Genomic DNA, 19,876 nt, shown 5'->3' on the forward strand with positions numbered 1-19,876 from the left:
AAATCGGAAAAAGAACTGCCTCCTAGCTTGCGCGGGCGTGCTCCCATCTCAACCGGCTCGTCGGGGACTCGGCCGGGTTTGTCCGGTAGTTTTCGCGGATATCGAGGCGGAATTCCCCGGGGGACACGCCGGTCTCGCGGCGGAAGGCCCGGGCGAAATACGACGGGTCCTTGAAGCCGAGCCCGTAGGCGATCTCCGAGACGCTCAGCGGCGAATGCAGCAGGAGTCGCCGCGCCTCCAGCAGCACGCGGGCGCGCACGAGGTCGCCGGCCGAGCGGCCGGTCCAGGCGCGCAGCGTGTCGTTGAGATGGCCCGATGTGACCCCGAGCGCCCGGGCGTGGTTGCCGACCGAGCCGGTTTCGCGGAATTTTTCCTCCAGCCGCAGGCGGAAGCGCCGGACCAGCACCGGCGCGCGGGCGGCCTTTTCCGTCGGCTCCGGCATGGCGGCGGCGTGCAGCCGCGCGGCCCAGGTGAACGCAATGCGCAGGTAATCGCGCAGCACGGCCAGCCAGCCGTCGGCCTGCGCCGCGAATTCGCGCTCGATCTGGGCGGTCACGCAGTCGAGGGCGGACGCCGCCGGGTCGTCCTCCGCCACCGGCAGCACCGGCGGCGCGCCGCCGTCGAACACGAAGGGATACCCGAGCAGCCCGCTCGGCGGCGGCTCGCGCCCGTCGAAAAACGCCTCGGTGAACCCGACCATGATGCCCCGCAACCCGGCTGCATCCGGCCACGCATGCACCTGCCCGGGGCTGACGATCACCAGCGAGCGGCCGCGCAGGGCGTGGCGCCGGAAGTCGTTGAAATGCGAGCCTTCGCCCGTGACCCAGAAAAACTCGAAGTGATCGTGCCGGTGGCAGGCCGCCTTTTGCGGGCAGCGTTCGAGCGAATCTTCGACCCGCCCGACAAAAATCCCGCGCTGCGCGACCTCCGCCGGACGGCAGTCGCGCAGGGTGTGCAATGGGACGGAAGACCGGCGCAGCATGCTGCCGGTCACGCTTGCCCGCCCCGGCAGGGGAGGCAAGCACGACGGCGTAAAATCGCCGTTTGTCCGGCGCCACCCCGCCCGCGCCCCTCCAATGCCTCGAAGCTCTTTACGGCATCATGGCATGCGGGGCACACCGGAACCGCACGCAAAGAGGGCGCTCAGGAATCGATGCCCTCCAGCCATGCGCTGACTTTCGCGCGAGCCTCCTTGCCCTCGGCCACGAGGTTCCCGGCGGCATCGTAAATCTGGAAATGGGGGATGGACTTGAGCTGGTATTGCTGCGCGACCGGCGATTTCCAGTCGATGCCCTTGGTCTTGGGGCGGTTGATATCGACCTTGACCACGGCGATGTCGTCGCGCTGCGCGTGGAGTTTGTCGAGCAGCGGCGAGAGGCGCACGCAGGGCGGGCAGTATTTGCTGGTGAAATCGACCACGGTGGTTTTTCCGGCGACGAGATGCTCGGCCAGGGTGACTTTTTCGCCGTGGGAAATGATGGCGGGGGTGTCGCCTTTTTCGGCGGCGTGGATGAACGGCGCGAGGGGGGCGATGGCGAGCGCAAGCAGGAGGGCGGGGATGGTTTTTTTCATGATGGAAAGGGTTGCGTTTCCGGGTTTGGACTGGCCGGGTCAGGAAACAATAAAACCACGCGGGCGGCGGCGTGTCAACGGACACGGCGCGGTTTTACGCCTGCGCGTGGTGTGACTCAAAGCGAAGCTGGAGCGAGGGGGGCAATCACGCACGCCGTCACTCCTTATTGCATTTTCCTATTGCCTTGAGAGTCGCACCCTGCCCGCGCGTGGCGTCAGGCGGCGGGGGTGACGCCTTTCTTGAGGATGATGTTGCCGTATTTGGCGGTCTCGCCGGTCATCACGACGGCAAAGGCGGAGCGGGTGCGTTCGTAGAAGGCGAAGCGGTCGATGCGCGTGAGGGCGGGCGCGGCGGGCGCGTGTTTGCGGATGGGCGCGAGGTAGGCGGCCTCGACGGCGGGGTCGAGCGAATCGCCGGGGACGGCGGCCATCATCACGAGCGGATCGGACACGTAGGTGTCGATTTCGAGGAGCGGCAGGATGGCGTCGAGGAGTGCGGCGATGCGCAGGCCGTCGGCGCGGAGCACGCGGGCGTTGAAGCTTTCGCCGGGGAAATGCGCGTCGGCGAGGACGATTTCGTCGCCGTGGCCCATGCGGGCGAGCACGGCAAGCAGTTCGGGGCTGATGAGCGGGGAGATGCCTTTGAGCATGGCGTTTTTTTTGCGGGTTGCAGAAGTGAAATTCAGCGTCGATGGGGACGCGGATTCCCGAAAAGCACAAAGCGAAAATTCCAATGGAAGCCGGATGTGCCCACTCCGGACACCCCGCCATGCCGCGGCGGCTCAAACTGCGGCCAATGTTCTTTCTCTTTCCTCTTTATCTTTATTCTTTCTCCATCAAGTGCCGTGGCCTTGGGGAAGAAAGAGAAAGAATAAAGATAAAGAGGAAAGAGAAAGATGACGGGGCCGGCGTTTGAGTGCGCCCTGTTCCGCTATGACATGTCGGCGAGGGCCGGCTTGAGCACGGCGCCCTTGACGCGGATGCCTTCCATTTTTTGCACGATGAAGGCCGCCTCGTTTTCGTCCACATCGACAAGCGTGTGACGCTGGTGGATGTCGATGGCGCCGACGACGCTGGCGGGCAGGCGCGTGACGCCGGTGACCTTGCCCACGATGTCCGCCGGCGTGACGAGGTCTTTGCGTCCGACGTTGAAAAACAGCGTAGCGAAGCCCGCCTCGCGGCCCGTGCGCGCGGGGCGCTCGTATTTCTGTTTCGAGGGGCGGGCAGGACCCGGCTCGCCGGGATCGCAAGTGTCGTCCTCGGGGGAGAAGGTTTGCGCGAGGTCGTGTTTATCGCGGGCGCGGTTTGCCGGCGCGGCGGCGGCATCGCGCGGCGCGGCGCGGGCAGCCTGGCCGTGGTCTTGGGACTGGCGGCGCGGAGCGCCGTCCACGGGGGGGACGCCCGTGTCACGTTGGGCGCGCTGGCGCGCGGCGGACGGCACGGAGGCCGTCCCTCCATTGTCGCAGGGCTCGCGCTCTTGTTTTTTCGGCGCGGCGGCGGGCTTGCCGTCGCCCTGCATGATGTGGATGAGCGCGGCGATGATGTCGGTGCTGGTGTAGCCTTGCTCGAGCAGGCGGTCGATGATGCGGTCCTGTTTCGCGAAGGCGCCGTCGTCGAGCGTGGCGCGGAGTTTTTCGAAAAACTGGTTTTCGCGCGCCTCCTCCACGAGGTCGAGCGAGGGGACGCGTTCGCGGCGGAGGTTGAGTTTGCCGTAGCGCACCATCGACTGGAGTTTGTAGAGCTCGCGGCCGGAGACGAAGGTGAAGGCGCGGCCGGACTTGCCGGCGCGGCCGGTGCGGCCGATGCGGTGCGTGTAGTCCTCGGCGTCGTTGGGGAGGTCGAAGTTGAAGACGACCTCGAGGTCGTCCACGTCGAGGCCGCGGGCGGCGACGTCGGTGGCGATGAGAAATTCGAAACCGCGGCGGCGGAATTTTTCCATCACGCGCGTGCGCTGCGCCTGCGAGATGTCGCCGTGCAGCCGCTCGACCGCGTAGCCGCGCGCCTGCAGGTGGTCGTTGAGCTCGTCCACCATGATTTTCGTGGAGCAGAATACGATGCCGTAGCTGAAGTCGTGCATGTCGATGAGGCGCGTGAGCACCTCGAGTTTCGAGCGGCGCTCGACCTCGAAATAAACCTGGTCCACCTTCGGGGCGTTTTGCGCCTGCGCCTCGATTTTCACCCATTGCGGGTCGCGGCTGTAGCGGCGGATGAGCTCCTGGATGGCGCGCGGCATCGTGGCAGAGAAAAACAGGAACTGCCGCTCGGCGGGCGCCTGCGAGAGCACGCGCTCGATGTCCTCGCGGAAGCCCATGTCGAGCATGCGGTCGGCCTCGTCGAGCACGAGCAGCTTGAGCGAGTCGAGCTTGAGCGTGCCGCGCTCCATGTGGTCGAGCACGCGGCCGGGCGTGCCGATGACGATTTGCACGCCGGAGGCGAGGGCGCGGAACTGGCGCTCGTAGGATTGGCCGCCGAAAATGGGCACGGCGTGCACGCCGCGCTTGAAGAGCGAGATTTTGGCGACCTCCTCGGAGACCTGCACGGCGAGCTCGCGCGTGGGGCAGAGCACGAGCACCTGGACGGCGCGGTTTTTCGGGTCGGTTTTTTCGACGGCGGGAATGGCGAACGCGGCGGTCTTGCCCGAGCCGGTGGAGGACTGGCCGACGAGGTCGCGGCCTTCGAGGATGGGCGGGATGGCGGCCGTCTGGATGGGCGAGGTCTCCTCGAAGCCCATCTTGTCAACGGCCTTGAGGATTTCGGGGGAAAGCCCGAGTTCGGCGAAGCGCAGGTGTTGCATCGGGCGAGCAATGCAGAAGCGCAGAGGCGACGCGAGGCTGGTTTTGCAAGGAGCGGGGCGACGGGGCGGGCGCAAATGCTTTGCCTGCGGAGCACTCACGGCAGCGCGGGTGTTTTGGGAGGCCGGATGCGTAACGATTTTCGGATGATCGGCATTGTTAACGCCGGCCTGCAGACCACTTTCTTTCGCAACCGGGCCGACATGCCCGTGTATCTCCCCTCAAAGCCAACCTTTCTTATTGTATTGGAGCCATGTTTTTTCGCATTTCAATATTCACCGGCGTGTTGCTTCTGGCCTCGTTTGTTCCTTCAACCCGGGCTGCGCAGTCCACGGCCAAAACACAACTGCTGCGGCTCGGCACGCGGGAAATAGCTACCGACAAGGCCACGGCTTACGGAACGCCGGTCGTCCCCATGTGGCGCGCGCCGATGCCGGCCGAGGACGGCTCAAGAGCCGCCGGCTTCCCCATCCTCAAGACCGCGGAGCATTTTGAAGTATGGCGTCCGAAATCCCGCCGCGACGGCGCTTATAATCACTATGCCTGCTTGATATATTATGGAGGGCGTTTTTATGCGATGTGGGGAAACCACCCATTCGGAGAGGACGGCCCGGGGCAGCGGGTGTTGTTTGCCTCATCGCAGGATGGGAAACAATGGGCCTTCCACGGAGAATTTTGTCCGGCGCCCGGCCCGGTGTTGAACACGGACAAACAAGGCATTCACCTGAAACCCGACCGATGGGTGGTCGCTGACGGGAAATTATATGGAATCGTCTATGTGCACGGCGCCGGCATCTATCCCATCGCCCGCGAACTCACTGCGCAGGGAAAGCCCGGGGCGGCGTTCCTGTTGCGGCAACTGCCGGAGAATGGGCGACTGCCCTCGTTCATGCCGGGGGCGCGGGAAATCCCGGAAACCGCCGCCAGGATCAGGCAATGGTATGCGGACAACGACACCATAAGCTGGTGGGCTCACTCCGCCGGCGAGCGCATCGTGCATTCGCGCGGCATCGATGGCGCCAGGTTGATCGAGCCCTTCATGTATAGGAGCAAGGCAGGTCTGGTCGTGCTTCAGCGTTCGTTTCAAAAAAAGGGCGAGGAGCCGGTGCTGAACAACCGGATGTATGCAAGCTTCCCCGATGGCAAAGGCGGCTGGTCAAAGCCGCATCCGACGGACATACCCGACGCGCCGAGCCGCGCGCAGGCGCACCGGCTTTCAGACGGGCGGGTGCTGCTGATAGGCAACCAGATCGCCCCTCGTTTCGACAGCGGGCTTTATCTGCCGCGCGATCCGCTGACCCTCTCAACCAGCGCCGACGGCGAGGCGTTCGACCGTGTGTTCGCTCTGCGCGCGGGCGCGTCGAGGGGACCGCGTTTTTCGGGAATCACCGGCCGCGCGCGCGGCACCGCGTTTGGCTACCCGAGCATGATCATGCACAACGGCGTGATTCACGTTTTATATTCGATCAACAAGGAGGACATGGCGGTTTCGTCAGTCTCCCTCGACTCAATAAAATAAACCGGGGACCGCGTCCCTCCCCGCCCAAACCCAGAGCCACCATGCGTGCATCCGCCCAGTTTCGTCTAGCCGGCATATTATCATGCCTGCTCTCCGTCGCCGCCCCCGCATCCGCGAACAGTGCGAACGGGGCGCGCGAAATCTCCCTGGCCGAAGCCTTGGAGCTGGCGCTGGAGCCGCCGGTTTTTAATACAAATCCCGGTCCTGAGTATTCCGACAAAGCGCGGAATTACGGCATGGTCATCGGCATGGACCGAACGCCGAAGGGCAGGATATGGGCGGTCTGGGTCGCGGGAGGGGACAGCGAGGATGGCTATTTTGTCGCGGCCACCAGCGATGACAACGGCAGGACGTGGAGCAAGCCCCGGCTGGTGATAGACCCGGTCGAGGCCGCCAATGGATTGAAGCGCCGCACATTGGTGGGGGTGCCTTGGACCGACCCGCTGGGCCGGCTCTGGTTGTTCTTCGACCAGTCCATGGGCTATTTCGACGGCAGGGGCGGATCGTGGGCCGCGATTTGCGAAAACCCCGACTCCGACAATCCGGTCTGGTCGGCGCCCCGGCGCATTTGGCACGGCGCCACGCTCAACAAACCTGTCGTCCTGTCCAATGGCGAGTGGCTGCTGCCGGTCTCATTGTGGACGCGCGACTGGATTCGCTCCGAAATGAAAGTGAAGCCGGAGACCGAAAAATTCCCCGGCTTCAGCGAGCTTTTTCATGACTTGGACGACATGCGCATGGCGCACTGGTTTGCCTCGTCCGACCAGGGGAAAACCTGGACCCGGCGCGGCGGCGTGGCGCCGGAAGGCCGCAGGTTTGACGAGCACACGCTCGTGGAGCTGAAGGACGGGCGCCTGTGGATGCTGAGCCGCACCCAGGACGGGCTGGTCGAAGCCTTTTCCTCCGATTTTGGGGAAACCTGGACCGAGCCCCAGCCCTCCCCCGTCAAGCATGTGATAAAAGGCGCGCGCGTATTCTTCCGCCGGCTGGCCTCGGGCGGCATCCTGCTCGTCAAGCTCGGGAAAATCGGCGAGCAGCTTGAAAAACGCGGACAGCTCATGGCCTTTGTTTCCTATGACGAGGGCGGGACCTGGAGCAAGGGGCTCATGCTCGACGAGCGCGCGAATGTCACCTATCCCGACGGCTTTCAGTCCCCGGACGGCGACATTTATATAATCTACGACCGCCAGCGCGCCGCCGAGAGGGAAATATTATATGCGAGGTTTACCGAGGAGGATCTCCGGCAAGGCGCCTTCAAATCAAAACAATCCAGAGCCAAGCAACTGGTGAACAAGGCGCTCGGTCCCGCCAAAAAGAAAAAATAGAGAACGCGCCGCGCCCCACGCGGAGAAGGAACATACAAAACGGGATACTTAACGATTTTCGAAACCGCGGGCTTACACGCCGCCTCGCGCCATGCAGACTTGTTTTGCCAGTTGCCATCCCAAAAACCATGAGAACGCGCCTGTCCCTCGCCCTCCTTCTCCCGATTCTCCATGCTTGCACGGTTCTCCTGCCCGCGCAAAACGCATCCGCCCCGGGGCCCGCCGGGGATGACGGGGAAATCGTCAAGCTCGACACGTTTGAAGTCGTCTCGGGCGATGACACCGGCTACGCCGCGACCGACTCCATCACCGGCACGCGCGTGGCCACCCTCATCCGCGACCTGCCCTACACGGTAAACGTGGTCATGAGCGAATTCATGGAGGATTTTGCCCTGCTGGAATTGCCCGAGCAATTTGCCTACACCAGCTCCTTCAGCCCGGACTCCGATGTCGAGGGCTCGTATTCGCTGCGCGGCGTTCCCAACAGCGCCCAGCTCAGGAACGGTTTCAGGCGCGGAGGCTTGGTGGACAGGATCAACATCAGCCGCGTGGAAGTGATCAAGGGGCCCGCGGCGTCCATCTATGGACAAACCCAGCCCGGCGGCATGATCAATGTGGTGACCACCAAGCCGAAATCCAAGCCCGGCTATTATCTGGGCCTCTCCGCCGGGAGCTACGACTCGGAGCGTGTCGAGATGAGCGCGACGGGCCCGTTGTTCAGCGGCAAGCGGGCCCGGACGACCTACCTGTTGAGCGCCTCCAGCTACAAGCGAAATTACGAGCAGGAATTCCGGCACACGGACCAGCAAATGTGGGCGCTGGTCGTCTCCCACAAGTTTTCCGCGGACACCTCTCTGAGTGTCGAATATGAACACTTGGAAAAGGACATGGGACGCGGCACCGCCCTGCCGTTCACCATCGCGGGCGGGCAAAATGACTCGGTGGGCCGGGGCAGGCGCACCGGCTACGCCTACGAGCTGTTCTCCTTCAGCCTCCAGGGACCGCATGAATACAATGACCGGGCCGTCACCACCTTCAATGTCGCATTCGAGCACCGGTTTGGCCGGGTGCTGTCCATGAAGGCGTCGTTCAACTACGACGACCGGGATTTCTGGCGGCTGCGTTCCGTGGGCGACCGCTTCGCGGCGGACACGCGCAACATCATTTTCCGCGAGCCCGAATACAGCACCATTTTCCAATACTCAAGGGGAGCGCAAATCGACTTCCTGGCGCATTGGCGCGCGCGTGACCTAGGCTGGGAGCAGCGGGTGCTCCTGACGCTTGATTACAATTTTATCAATGACGCCCGGCAGACATGGCAAACCCCGTCGGCTGTTTATAACGACTCCCGCTACAACGTGCGGAATCTCAACGTGGACAACCCCGATTACTTCCTGCTGCCCCACAATCCGGATTTATATACCGATCGCACCCGCGATGACATTAACAGGACCGGCGTTTACGGGTTCTTTCTCCGGTATCAAATCAGCGCGATGCAGGGGCGGCTGGTTGGCGTCGCCGGCACGCGTTTCGATTACGTCGATTTCGACCTGCAAGACCAGGCCGGGGGCTCCGGAGCCACCGTTTACACGGCGAAGCACAGTGCGAACGCCGTCACCCCGCAGGCCGGCCTGAATTACAAGATAACCCCGGAGCATACGTTCTTCGTCAACTACAGCACCTCGTTCATGCCGCAAGGGCAGTTGGGCGATGACGGGGAGAAACTCGACAACGAGGAGGGCATCGGCTACGAGGCCGGATTCAAATCCCTTCTCTTCAACAAGCGCCTGAGCGTGACCGCCAGCATTTATTCCATCGAGAAAAAAGGGGTGAAAACCACCGAGACGGAAGATTTCCCGGAACTCGACGCGGACGGCAATCCCGTCCTGGATCCCGAAACCGGCGACCCGGTGCTCAGAGCCCGGTCAATCACCCGCACGATGGGCACCGTGAAGTCGGAGGGAATCGAGATGGATTTCAATTATCAAGTCGGGAAACAATTTCAGTTGCTCGGCGGCTGGGGATACACGAACCCGCGCCTGACCTATGCGGGAAACGACCTCGACGCCGTGGGCCGCCGCCCCGCGAAAACAGCCAAGATGAACGGCGGCGTCGCCGGGAAATACAGTTTTAAATCCGGATGGCTCAAGGGACTCGCGCTTAACCTCGGTGTCCGTTACATGGGAAATTCCTACCCGACGGCGCCCACCACCGGCGGCATCAGGGATAGCGACGACTATGTGAGGAGCAACGACGGGCGGAGGGACATCCGCGTGCCCTCCTATATCGTGTGGGATGCGGGCGCGGCCTATGAATGGCGGACGGGAAAGTTCAGGCACCGCGTGCGCATCAACTTCAAGAACATTTTTGACAGACAATATATTGATACGGGCGCCTTCGCCGGCGAGCGATTCGGCGCGTATGCCGGCTACACGCTGCGCTTCTGATCCTGTTTCCGGAAAACCCGCCAAATACAATCCCCGCAGAACATTCATTTTACGTCTCCTTCCATGCACACGAATGTCGCCAGCCGCTTCGCAGCGCCTCTTATCAAACTGACAGGCGGAATCATTTTTGTTTCCGCCATATTCCCGTTTTTCATGATGCCGCTCGGCGCGCAGACCGCGCCGCCGGCGCCGGCGGAATCCGAGCCGGAGCAGGTTTATATCCTGGAGGAATTCCGGGTCGAATCGACGGGCGTGAAAGACCATGTGAAGACCGACGAGACGCTCGGCGCCATGCGCATCAACACGCGCATGGTGGATTCGCCGATAAGCGTGACGGTGCTGCCGACGGAGTTTGTGGAGAATTTCATGCTCGAGGAGGTCGATGACCAGCTGTCCTACGTGGCGGGCGGCAACATCGCGGGTGAGCGGCAGAGCGGCACCGGCGGCTATGTGTCGTTTCGCGGGTTCCAGCCGCAGTTTTACCGCAACGGTTTCCAGCGGATCGGCATCGCCGAGACCGTGAACCTGGAGCGGGTGGAGTTTATAAAAGGGCCGCTCGCGGCCACTTTCGGACTCACGGAGCCGGGCGGCGTGGTGAACTACGTCACCCAGCGCCCGTTCAGAAAACGCAGCGTGAAAGTGGCGACCCGCATGGGCTCGTATGATTATCAAAGATACGAGGCGCACATAAACACGGGGCCGCTCGACAACAAACGGGTGTTCGCCCGTTTCGACGCCACCTATACGGACACGGGCGGGTTCCAAGATTTCTTTTATAGCGAGACCCTCGCGACCAGCGGCGCGGTGACTTTCCAGCCGGGCCGGAACACCACGATCACGGTCGAGCTTGAGCGCATGAGGCGCGTCATGAACCGCGGTTCGGCCGGAATCACCACGTCGTATCCGTCCACATGGATCAGTCCGGTCACCGGCGTGGCGGCAGGCGCGAGCGTCACCGGCGGCATCGCGCAGGACCTTACGCGCCAGGGGTTCAATCCGCTCGGCCCCGACTTCGAACAAATCCGCGACATCACCACGCTCGACGTGCGTGTCGAGCAGCGGCTCAACAGCTTCATGAGCCTGCGCGTGAACCTGCAATGGTGGCAACGCCCCTACGAGTCGTGGACATGGACGACCACCTCCTCCACCAGCTCGGCACCGAGTTATTCCACGGCGACTGGAAACTTTAATAATCGCGACCCATTCCACGACAAGGCGGACGCCGTGACTTATCAGGGACAGGTGGATTTGCTGACCGCATTCAAGCTCGGCCCGACCGCCCACAAGCTTCTGTTCACTTGTGATTTTTCCGATTATTTTTCGGAGGACTGGGGATGGAAAATGACCACGGAGGACCGCAACAACCTGCCGGCCGGCGTGCGGACATTGAATGCCGCCAATCCCGATTTCTCCGGCTACGACCGCAGCCTGCTCACGCGCGAGGTCGAGCATTTCCAGCCCGACCGCAAGATGACGGGTTTCCTGCTCTCCGAGCGCATGGCGCTGGGCCACTTGGCGTTGCTTTTTGCCTCATGCCGTTACGACCGGCTTGAGGTTGACTATGTTGATTATCTCAACCCGCAAAGCTCCGGAAAAAAGGACGAGGGCGCATGGAGCTGGAGCCTCGGCGCCAACGTCCCGATCCTCGGCGACAGGCTTGTGGTGTTCGGAAACCACAGCACATCGTTCACCCCCTCGACCACCCGCGACCGGGGCACCGGCAAGCTTCAGGATAATGTGAACGCCTCCGGCTACGAGGCGGGCGTCAAGGGCGAGCTTGTGGAGGGGAAGGCGTTCTGGACGGCCTCGGTTTACCGGATCGACCGCGATAATATTCCCCAGTTGAACGCCCTGTATTCCGACGAGGATGATTACGAAAGCGGGAGGCCCCAGTATCTGGGCTCGGGCCAGGAACGCTCGGAAGGCTTCGAGGTTGAGGTGTTCGCGGATATGGCGCCTGGCGTTTCCGTGATGGCGGCCGGCTCCTATATGAATGCGCGCACGATCAAATCACCCAACGATACGGCCAAGGAAGGCATCGTCTTGCTACGCGCGCCGCACCGCACCGGGAGCGCGTCGATCACGTATCAAATCCAGTCGGGCTGGCTCAGGCGCCTCAAGCTCGGCTTCTCCGCGCGCTACACCGACCGCTACGTGGCCCGTTACGGCACCGCGGGCTCGCAGATCACGGGGCGCGGGGAGATAACCAACAAGCTCCAGTTGAATTACGGCCCGGCCAACCGCATCGAGGAGGTGCGTCCCAGCGCGACGATTTACGACCTGTCTGTCAGCTATCCTTTCACCATAAGGAAATACCGGCACCGCGTGGGTCTGAACATCAAAAACCTTTTCGACAAGGAGTGGTGGTCCGCCTCGGGCCGCAAGAACGACGAGCGCGCGTTTTTCGCCCGCTACGAGCTTGGTTTTTAAGCCACGGCGCACACGCCCTGCCGCCGTGTTTTCCCGGAATAAATCAGGTCGGAGTGCTGGCCGGAATCATATTTGAAAAAACGCTGACGCAACATCAAACAAAGGACTTCTCCATTCCCTCCTCCCCTCTGTCATGAAACGCCCGGACAAAATCTCCATCATATTGGCCGCTCTTGCGCTCGGCGCCGGGCATCTGCCTTCGGCCGAAGTATTATATAATGGCATCCGCCTGCCTGACGAATGGCCGCCACGCGGCCTCGACCCGAAGTCCGACGCGCCCATGGATGTGCCGTATTTGAAAAACCCGCCCGCCGTGATTCCGATAGGCATAGGCAGGCAGCTGTTCGTGGATGATTTTTTGATCGAGAAAACCGATTTGCGTCGCACATTTCACAAACCCAAGGACCATCCCGGCAATCCCGTGCTGGTCCCTGCGACGGCGGCCGAGCTGGCACGGACAAAGGGCAGCGAGGGCGAGCAGGAGGCGGTTTGCTACCTGGGGGCCGGCGGTGTTTTTTACGACCCTGCGGATGCATTGTTCAAGATGTGGTATACCGCCGGATGGCGCGGAGGGATTGCGATGGCGACCAGCCGGGACGGTTTCGCCTGGGAGCGTCCCGAACTCGGACTGGCGGGCGGAAACGTGGTGCTCGCCCCCGGAATGAACGAACCCAAGGCTGGCTGGGATAACGGCGTTTATCTCGATTTGGCCACCCGCAATCCATCGGAGCGCTTCAAGTTTCTCGCGCAGCGTCCGAAAAAAGGCCACACGCTCCACACTTCCACCGACGGGCGCGCCTGGTCGCGGGGCGTGACCGCCGGGCCGGCGGCGGATTACTGCTCGTTTTTCTATAATCCATTCCGCGATGTCTGGGTGCACAGCATCAAGCGCAATGGCCCGCGCGGGCGCGCGCGGGATTACGCCGAGTCCCGCGAGTTCATGCGCCCCGGCATTTATAGACACTCGGTGTATTGGACAAATGCCGACCGGCTCGACCACCCGGATCCCGCCGTCGGGGATGCCGCGCAATTATACATCCTGCACGGCATGGCCTATGAAAGCATTCTGCTGGGGATGTTCTCCATTCACCTTGGCCCCCACAATACCCTATGCGACGAGGGCCGTTTTCCGAAAATCACCGAACTCAAGCTCGGCTTCAGCCGCGACGGGTTTCATTGGGACCGGCCGCAGCGGGAGCCCTTTATACAAGCCACGCGCAAGGAGGGGGACTGGAATCGCGGCTATCTGCACGGCGCCACGGGAGTCTGCCTGGTGGCGGGAGACTGGCTGTATTTTTCCTACACGGGCTATTCCGGCATTTCGCCGACCGGCTGGCGAGGACTCTATACAGGGGCGAGCATCGGCATGGCGGTTTTGCGTCGCGACGGTTTTGCATCGATGGATGCCGACGGAAAGGACGGAACACTCACCACGCGCCCCGTGCGATTCGGCGGACGGCATTTGTTTGTAAACGTGGATTGCCCGGGAGGCGGGCTCCTCGCAGAGGTGCTGGATGCCAGCGGCGAAGTGATAAACGGCTACGCAAAATCGGATTGCCTGCCGGTGAGAGCAAACAAGACGCTGGTTGCCGTCGGCTGGAAGGGCGGCAGAGACTTGGCGGCACTGGGCGATACTCCGGTGCGTTTCCGTTTTTATCTAAGCAACGGGAAATTGTATTCCTTCTGGGTCGGCAAGGACGAATCGGGGGCCAGCCTGGGCTTTGTGGCGGCGGGCGGGCCGGGCTATGATAGAATCTACGACACCAAAGGACTCCATGCCTATGAAGAGGCAAGGGCGGTCATGCCGGCGGCGATGTCGTTGGAATGACCCCGGGTCTGATGGAGCGGGAACGTTTCGGGCTTTCGGTGAATCTGGCCGTCGCCCCATGGTTCCAATGGCCGGGCATGGTGTGGGTGATGGGATGGGCGGGCACTCCCTTTTCGTTGCGCTCTATCTGGCTGATCAATTGGTCCACCGCCACCGCGCCGACCATTTCTCCGTCCTGTATGATGCCGCTTAGCCGGTCGCCTTCGCCGGGCACCAGCAAGCCGACCATGCCGATGTCCCCCGGCACGGAGCGTCCCGATTCGCGGATGATGGATTCCAGTTTGCCCAGCACCGGTCCGATGATCACGTCGGGTCTTTCATGCTCGATCCAGTCGAGCACCGCGTCGCGGGTCCATTCGCTGACAACGAGCGGCTTGGGCGGCCGCTTTGCAGGGTTGCGTCTTTGCGAAAACAAATAAGCCGCCTCCCAGCGATGCTCCAATCGCTCGGTTGTCTCCCTGCGCACCGCGAAGCCCGGTCTCCGATAGCCCAGCCTGGCGCATTCCTCCAGCGCAAGCAGCATGCCCTGGTAATAATCGGTGGAGACGCGGTGAAACTGCCTGGTGGACGGAGTGAGCCCGAGCACGACGACGGAAAACGCCGACCACGATATGTCCACCGTGATGCGCGTGCTCGGTATCGGCGCGAGCAGCAGGCCGGGGATTCCCCTGGCGAAGAGCATTTTCCCGAAGCGCTGGTTGCTCATCCCGTCCTGATAAAGCCAGAAATGCTCCAGTTTATAATTGCGCTCGGTGGCGCGGGCGAGGGCGCCGGCAAACATCTGCCGGAATATGGGCGAGGGATGCTGCTTCCATTCGTTCGCGGATGGAAAGGCAGTGACAAACGCCAGCGTGAGGTGGCTCGCCGGGCTGGCATTGCGGCGGCGCGCCTGCATGAGCGCGGCCACGAGCGGATTGGGGCGGTAGCCGAGCTCCCTGCACACGCGCAGCACACGTTCGCGGGTGGCCGCGGATACGTCCGCCTTGTTGGACAGGCATTTTGAAACAGTGGCGACCGACACCCGGGCGACCCGGGCGATATTGCGCATGGTATTCGGGGTGTCGGGCATGGGACGTCTGAATAGCAAGGTCGCGAACGGAGGGAGGTCAAGACTTGCGTAACGATTTTCGAAAACAGCCTCTTTCATCCCGCCCGCGGCGGCCTAGGGTGGCCGTGTTCCTCCCTGTTTCATCACTTTTTCTTTCGCCAACCATCACCCCGGTCAAAAGTTTCCTGCCCATGCGCCATAGCCCTGAAAAATCCCCCAAGCCATTTCTTCTTCTCGCGGCGGCCGGAAGCGTCGCGTTCATGGCCTGCTGGGCCTTGGGAAAAGCCGCGCCGGGGGGCTTTTTGCTGGCGGGCGCGTTTCTTTTTTTCTCCTGCGCCTGTTCCCGCATCGAGAAGCTGAAGAGCCTCACCTACACGATGCTTATATTATGCCTTGTGTGCGTGGCCATGTTTTATCCGAAGCCGCTGCAAGGCTGGGGCGACTTCAAGTATGTGACGCTCATACCGGTGTTGCTGCAAATCATCATGTTTGGCGTGGGGTCGCAAATGAGCCTGAAGGAGTTCGAGGGCGTGGTCCACATGCCGAAGGCGGTCTGCATCGGGCTGGTGTGCCATTATACAATCATGCCGCTCATGGGTTTTGTGTTGTCCCGACTGGTCGCGTTTGACGGCGCGGGCATCGCCTCGGCCATGGGGCTGGCGGAGGCGGGCACAATCGACCCCGCGCGCGCGGCGGCCCTTTCCGGCGCGATATCCGCCGGCATCGTGCTGATCGGATGCTCCCCGAGCGGGCTGGCTTCCAATGTCATGTGTTTTCTGGCGCGCGGAAACCTGGCGCTGTCGGTCACGATCGCGGCGTGCTCGACCCTGCTGGCGCCGCTGATGACGCCCGTCCTGATGAAGCTCCTGGCGGGCACGCTCGTGGAGGTGCGGGTGCTCGACATGATGCACGATGTCATACGCATGCTTATATATCCCATCATGGCGGGATTGTTGTTCAACGCCGTGGCCACGATGAAGCCGCGCGCGCAAATCGCCAGGGAGGGGCTGTTGTTTCTCGGGCTGATTCTGGTTTTGCAAACCGCGACCGGGTTTCCGCGCGGATTAAGCGCGCCGCTGATCGGCCGGGGCATCCTGCAGACCGCGGGGATCGTGCTCGTGCTTGCGCCGCTCGCGGGATTGCTGGTGCGTTTCATGACAAAGGGAAACGAGGAGACCGTGAAGCGGGCGATGGCGCTTTTTTCCATGATCGCCGTCTGCACGATTCTCACTGTCATCACGGCGGCGAACCGCGACAGCCTGATAAAGATCGGTGTGATGATGATTGTTGTCATGTTCATACACAACGTCGCCGGTTATTTCATAGGCTATTGGTCCTCCCGGGTGGCGGGGCTGGACGAGCGCTCCTGCCGCACGGTCGCGTTCGAGGTCGGGCAGCAGAACGGCGGGCTTGCGAACGGCATAGCCGCGAGTCTGCCGCTGGAGGCGCCCGTCAAGGCCCTGATGGGCATCGCGCCGGCGGTGTTCGGCGCGCTCCAGAATATCACCGGCTCCGCGCTGGCCACCTGGTGGCGGGGCGTGCCGATTCGCGACACCGCGCCGGAAAACAAGCCGGGGAACGATCGCTGATTCTCACCAATAATAATCCGCCGCATTCTTACTTGAACCTCAACTCCCAGACAAATCATGCATACTCGCACCCACACCACCCGCCACCCCTCGATGCCGGGGCGGGCCGCGCGCCTGCTCGCCGCGTCGGCCTGCCTGCTTTTGGCCGTCGCCGCGCCCGCCCAGCAACCGGCGGCCCCCGCCGCAAAAGCCGACAAGTTCGACCGCGCCGAATTGCGCGAGATCGCCGACCTGGCGTTGATACCGCCTGTCATCAACCCCTCGCCGCTGCCGCGCTATGATTACGACACGCAGGATTATGTGATGGCACTCACGACAGAGCGGACGCCGAAGGGGCGCATCTGGACCGCGTGGATCGGCGGCGGGGATAGTCCGAAAGCCTTTCTGCTGGCGGCAAGCAGCGACGACAACGGCGAAACGTGGAGCAAGCCGCGCCTTGTCATTGACGCCCAGTCGCCGAACCTGCCCATTCCGCGCACCGTCATCATCGGCAATTTCTGGACCGACCCACTGGGGCGGCTCTGGTTGTTTTTTGACCAGACGATGAATCATTTCGACGGACGCTCCGGTCTGTGGGCGACCATTTGCGAAAACCCCGACGACGCCAGCCCCGCCTGGTCGCCGCCCAGGCGCATCTGGCACGGCTCCATGCTGAACAAACCGACCGTCCTCTCCTCGGGCGAGTGGCTGCTGCCCGCCTACCTGTTGCAACGGGATGGAATCGGCCCCTTCAAGGGCAAAAACGTCTTCTCCGAACTCGACCCGCAGCGCGGTGTGAACGTGCTCGCGTCCTCCGACCAGGGCAAGACATGGAGCCTGCGCGGCCTCCGCCCATTCCCCAATCCCGACTGGCATGAGGCGATGATTGTGGAAAAGAAAAACGGGAAGCTCTGGATGATGGCGCGGACGAAAAAAGGCATCATGGAAAGTTTTTCCGACGACCAGGGCGCCACATGGAGCGAGCCGGCGGGCACCGCCGCGAATATACGAAACACCAACTCACGCTTCTTTTTCCGCCGCCTGGCCTCGGGCCGGTTGCTGCTCGTGAAAAACGGGGACGAACTGCACAAGAGCAAGGGACGCCTCCAGCTCAGCGCGTGGCTGTCCGACGACGATGGCGCCACGTGGAAAGGCGGCTTGCTCATCGAGGATCGTGTCGAGAAAAGAGCCACCTATCCCGACGGCTTCCAGGCGCCCGATGGCACGATTTATATAGCCTACGACTACAACCGCGGTCCCGGACAGATTCTCATGGGTCGTTTTACCGAGGCCGACATACTGGCCGGAAAGCCGGTCGACCCGCGGACAAAGTTAAAAATGGTCGTCGCCCGCCCGCTGAAAAAGCAAGAGCCGCAGGCGGAAGCGGGGGCGGAATAAAACTTTCCTGAACATGGCAGCAGAAACGCGCAACAATATATATTACTGGAAATGCGACCGCCCGGCGTCCCTGCACGGCACCACAGGGGACGCGGCGCAACGCGCCGGGGATGACTTGCTGCGGCAGGTTGCCGCCATGCTGGCGGGGCGGTTTGGCGCGGCGCCGGCCGATTTGCGCCCGGGCGGAGGGCAGGGCAATCATTTTATATTTCGCGCCACGATTGCGGAAAAAGACTGCATGATCCGCATCGAGGACGGCCCCGAGCGGGACGACTACATGGAGGTCGAGGCGCATGTGATCGACTTGATAAAAAAGGCCGGCGTGCCGGGCTGGAATTTCCTCGGCGTGGATTCGAGCCGGGCGGAGGTTCCGTTCGCATGGCAGGTCATCGAGCGCGTGCCGGGGCATGACCTCAACCTGTTGCTGAAGGAGGGGCGCCTCGATTTGCATTCATGCGCGGAGCAAATCGGCGCGCACGTCGCCCGGTGGCAGTCGATACGCCCGGAGGGATTCGGCCCGTTCCGGCCCGGCGTGCTGCGCGCCGCGGGGCGGCTGGCCGGTTATCACTCGGCTTACGGGCAATATTATAACACGAGGCTGGAGGCCCACCTCGGCTATCTTGTCAAAGAGAATTTTATATCAAACGCGGAGGCGGCAGGCATCGCCGGCGCAATCCGCGACAACGCCGCCGTGCTGCGGCTGCCCGACGACGAGGGCGGCTGCCTTGTCCACAAGGATCTCGCGCTTTGGAATGTCATCGGGGACGCGCCGGATCGCATCGCGGCGGTGATCGACTGGGACGACACGGTTTCGGGCGACCCGATGGACGATATTTCCCTGCTGGGATGTTTTTATGGCGGGGATGTGATTGCACGCGCGCTGGCCGGATACGCGTCGGTGCGCAGGCTGCCGCCGTTTCATGAAAAACGTTTCTGGCTGCACCTGCTTCGCAACATGCTCTGGAAGTCGGTCATTCGCGTCGGCGCGGGCTATTTCAGCATGAACAGCGGCCTCTTCCTCATTGGCGCGGGCAGCGACGGTGCGGGGCTGCGCGATTTCACCCTCAAGCGCATTCGCACCGCCGTGCGCGGGCTGCGCGATTCCCTACTCCCCGAATTTTTATGAGCAACACGCTTCAAAAAAACTTGCGAGGTTCCGCCGGCACCATCGGCACCTGGCTGTCCATCGGATCGCCCATCATCGCGGAACTCGCCGCGGAATGCGGCTTCGACTGGCTCCTGTTCGATTTCGAGCATGGGTGTGCCTCCGAGGCATCCTTGATCGGAAATTTGCAGGCGCTGAACGGCTCCGCATGCGTGCCAATCGTGCGCGTCGGCGCGCCGCATCCCGACCTTCTCATGCGGGTGCTCGACTGGGGGGCAAAGGGGGTCATGGTCCCGCATGTCGAGTCTGCGGACGACGCCGAGGCGTGCGTGCAGGCGATGCATTATCCTCCGCGCGGGCGCCGGGGGTTTTCCAGGTCGGTGCGCACCTATCGCTACGGCGTGCGCCCGCCCGCGATGGATGCGCTGGAGAAGCCGGTGTTTATTGCGCAAATCGAAACGCTCAAGGGCGTGCGCAATGCCGCGGCAATAGCGGCGGTGGACGGGGTTGACATGCTCTTCGTCGGTCCCGCGGACCTGTCGCTTGATATACAAGCGAGGCAGGAAGGGCATGACAGCCGTCCGGATTATGACGCATGCCTGAAAGCCGTCGTGGAAGCCGCCCGCGCCGCCGGCAAATCCACCGGCATCCTGGTCCGCAACAGCGATGACATACACCCTCTTGGCATGATGGGCTTTCATCATCTGGCGGTCGATTCGGACCTGGCGATCCTGCGCAACCGTTATCAACAGCTGCTCCCGTCGGCCAGGGCCGCGGCAGCGCCATGAGGCGCCGCAGGCCAAAGCTTTTTCAAGACGAAACAGTCAGTGATCCCAAAATCCAT

14 protein-coding genes are annotated in these 19,876 nt (G+C 62.5%); 9 read left to right on the top strand and 5 right to left on the bottom strand.

Features of this window, described 5'->3' with window-relative positions:
• Positions 1-22: 22 nt before the first annotated feature.
• The 4 genes from OH491_RS14185 to OH491_RS14200 all read right to left on the bottom strand — a co-directional run bounded on the left by OH491_RS14185 (position 23) and on the right by OH491_RS14200 (position 4,366).
• Complete coding sequence (locus OH491_RS14185) at positions 23-1,021, bottom strand: helix-turn-helix domain-containing protein (protein WP_334319371.1); 999 nt, start codon at positions 1,019-1,021, stop codon at positions 23-25.
• Between the two features lie 122 nt (positions 1,022-1,143).
• Positions 1,144-1,572 carry a TlpA family protein disulfide reductase gene (locus OH491_RS14190; RefSeq protein WP_068770673.1) on the bottom strand — a complete coding sequence of 143 codons (429 nt, stop codon included), beginning with the start codon at positions 1,570-1,572 and terminating at the stop codon, positions 1,144-1,146.
• 215 nt (positions 1,573-1,787) lie between these two features.
• Positions 1,788-2,222 carry an L-fucose mutarotase gene (gene fucU, locus OH491_RS14195; protein WP_068770672.1) on the bottom strand — a complete coding sequence of 145 codons (435 nt, stop codon included), beginning with the start codon at positions 2,220-2,222 and terminating at the stop codon, positions 1,788-1,790.
• A 281-nt stretch (positions 2,223-2,503) separates the two neighbouring features.
• Entirely contained in the window at positions 2,504-4,366 is a 1,863-nt protein-coding gene (locus tag OH491_RS14200; RefSeq protein ID WP_068770671.1) for a DEAD/DEAH box helicase, read from the bottom strand.
• Between the two features lie 251 nt (positions 4,367-4,617).
• On the opposite strand from OH491_RS14200, the gene OH491_RS14205 reads away from it, so the two are divergent.
• The 5 genes from OH491_RS14205 (at position 4,618) to OH491_RS14225 (ending at position 13,913) form a co-directional block, all read left to right on the top strand.
• Positions 4,618-5,883, top strand: a complete 1,266-nt coding sequence (locus OH491_RS14205) for an exo-alpha-sialidase (protein WP_068770670.1) — start codon at positions 4,618-4,620, stop codon at positions 5,881-5,883.
• A gap of 41 nt (positions 5,884-5,924) precedes the next feature.
• On the top strand, positions 5,925-7,208 hold the full coding sequence (locus OH491_RS14210; RefSeq protein ID WP_084442250.1) for a sialidase family protein: 1,284 nt from the start codon (positions 5,925-5,927) through the stop codon (positions 7,206-7,208).
• A 128-nt stretch (positions 7,209-7,336) separates the two neighbouring features.
• Positions 7,337-9,655, top strand: a complete 2,319-nt coding sequence (locus OH491_RS14215) for a TonB-dependent siderophore receptor (RefSeq protein WP_068770669.1) — start codon at positions 7,337-7,339, stop codon at positions 9,653-9,655.
• A 153-nt stretch (positions 9,656-9,808) separates the two neighbouring features.
• Positions 9,809-12,085 (top strand): TonB-dependent siderophore receptor, encoded by a 2,277-nt coding sequence (locus OH491_RS14220; RefSeq protein WP_334319370.1) that lies wholly within the window; start codon positions 9,809-9,811, stop codon positions 12,083-12,085.
• A 133-nt stretch (positions 12,086-12,218) separates the two neighbouring features.
• Positions 12,219-13,913 carry a hypothetical protein gene (locus OH491_RS14225; protein ID WP_068770667.1) on the top strand — a complete coding sequence of 565 codons (1,695 nt, stop codon included), beginning with the start codon at positions 12,219-12,221 and terminating at the stop codon, positions 13,911-13,913.
• On the opposite strand, the gene OH491_RS14230 is transcribed toward OH491_RS14225, so the two are convergent.
• On the bottom strand, positions 13,885-14,982 hold the full coding sequence (locus tag OH491_RS14230; RefSeq protein ID WP_068770666.1) for a LacI family DNA-binding transcriptional regulator: 1,098 nt from the start codon (positions 14,980-14,982) through the stop codon (positions 13,885-13,887). The two genes, OH491_RS14225 and OH491_RS14230, sit on opposite strands and share 29 nt — an antisense overlap.
• A 170-nt stretch (positions 14,983-15,152) precedes the next feature.
• On the opposite strand from OH491_RS14230, the gene OH491_RS14235 reads away from it, so the two are divergent.
• The 4 genes from OH491_RS14235 to OH491_RS14250 are packed head-to-tail and all read left to right on the top strand — an operon-like array spanning position 15,153 to position 19,820.
• Positions 15,153-16,550: a bile acid:sodium symporter family protein gene (locus tag OH491_RS14235; protein WP_145928831.1), complete on the top strand. Its 1,398-nt coding sequence runs from the start codon at positions 15,153-15,155 to the stop codon at positions 16,548-16,550.
• A 57-nt stretch (positions 16,551-16,607) separates the two neighbouring features.
• Complete coding sequence (locus OH491_RS14240) at positions 16,608-17,927, top strand: sialidase family protein (protein WP_334319369.1); 1,320 nt, start codon at positions 16,608-16,610, stop codon at positions 17,925-17,927.
• Positions 17,928-17,940: 13 nt separating this feature from the next.
• Positions 17,941-19,053, top strand: a complete 1,113-nt coding sequence (locus OH491_RS14245) for a phosphotransferase family protein (protein ID WP_068770665.1) — start codon at positions 17,941-17,943, stop codon at positions 19,051-19,053.
• Positions 19,050-19,820, top strand: a complete 771-nt coding sequence (locus OH491_RS14250; protein ID WP_068770664.1) for an HpcH/HpaI aldolase family protein — start codon at positions 19,050-19,052, stop codon at positions 19,818-19,820. The genes OH491_RS14245 and OH491_RS14250 overlap by 4 nt, the downstream gene beginning before the upstream one ends.
• The last annotated feature ends 56 nt before the right edge of the window (positions 19,821-19,876 follow it).

The organism is Termitidicoccus mucosus, from assembly GCF_038725785.1.
Classification (GTDB): domain Bacteria; phylum Verrucomicrobiota; class Verrucomicrobiia; order Opitutales; family Opitutaceae; genus Termitidicoccus; species Termitidicoccus mucosus.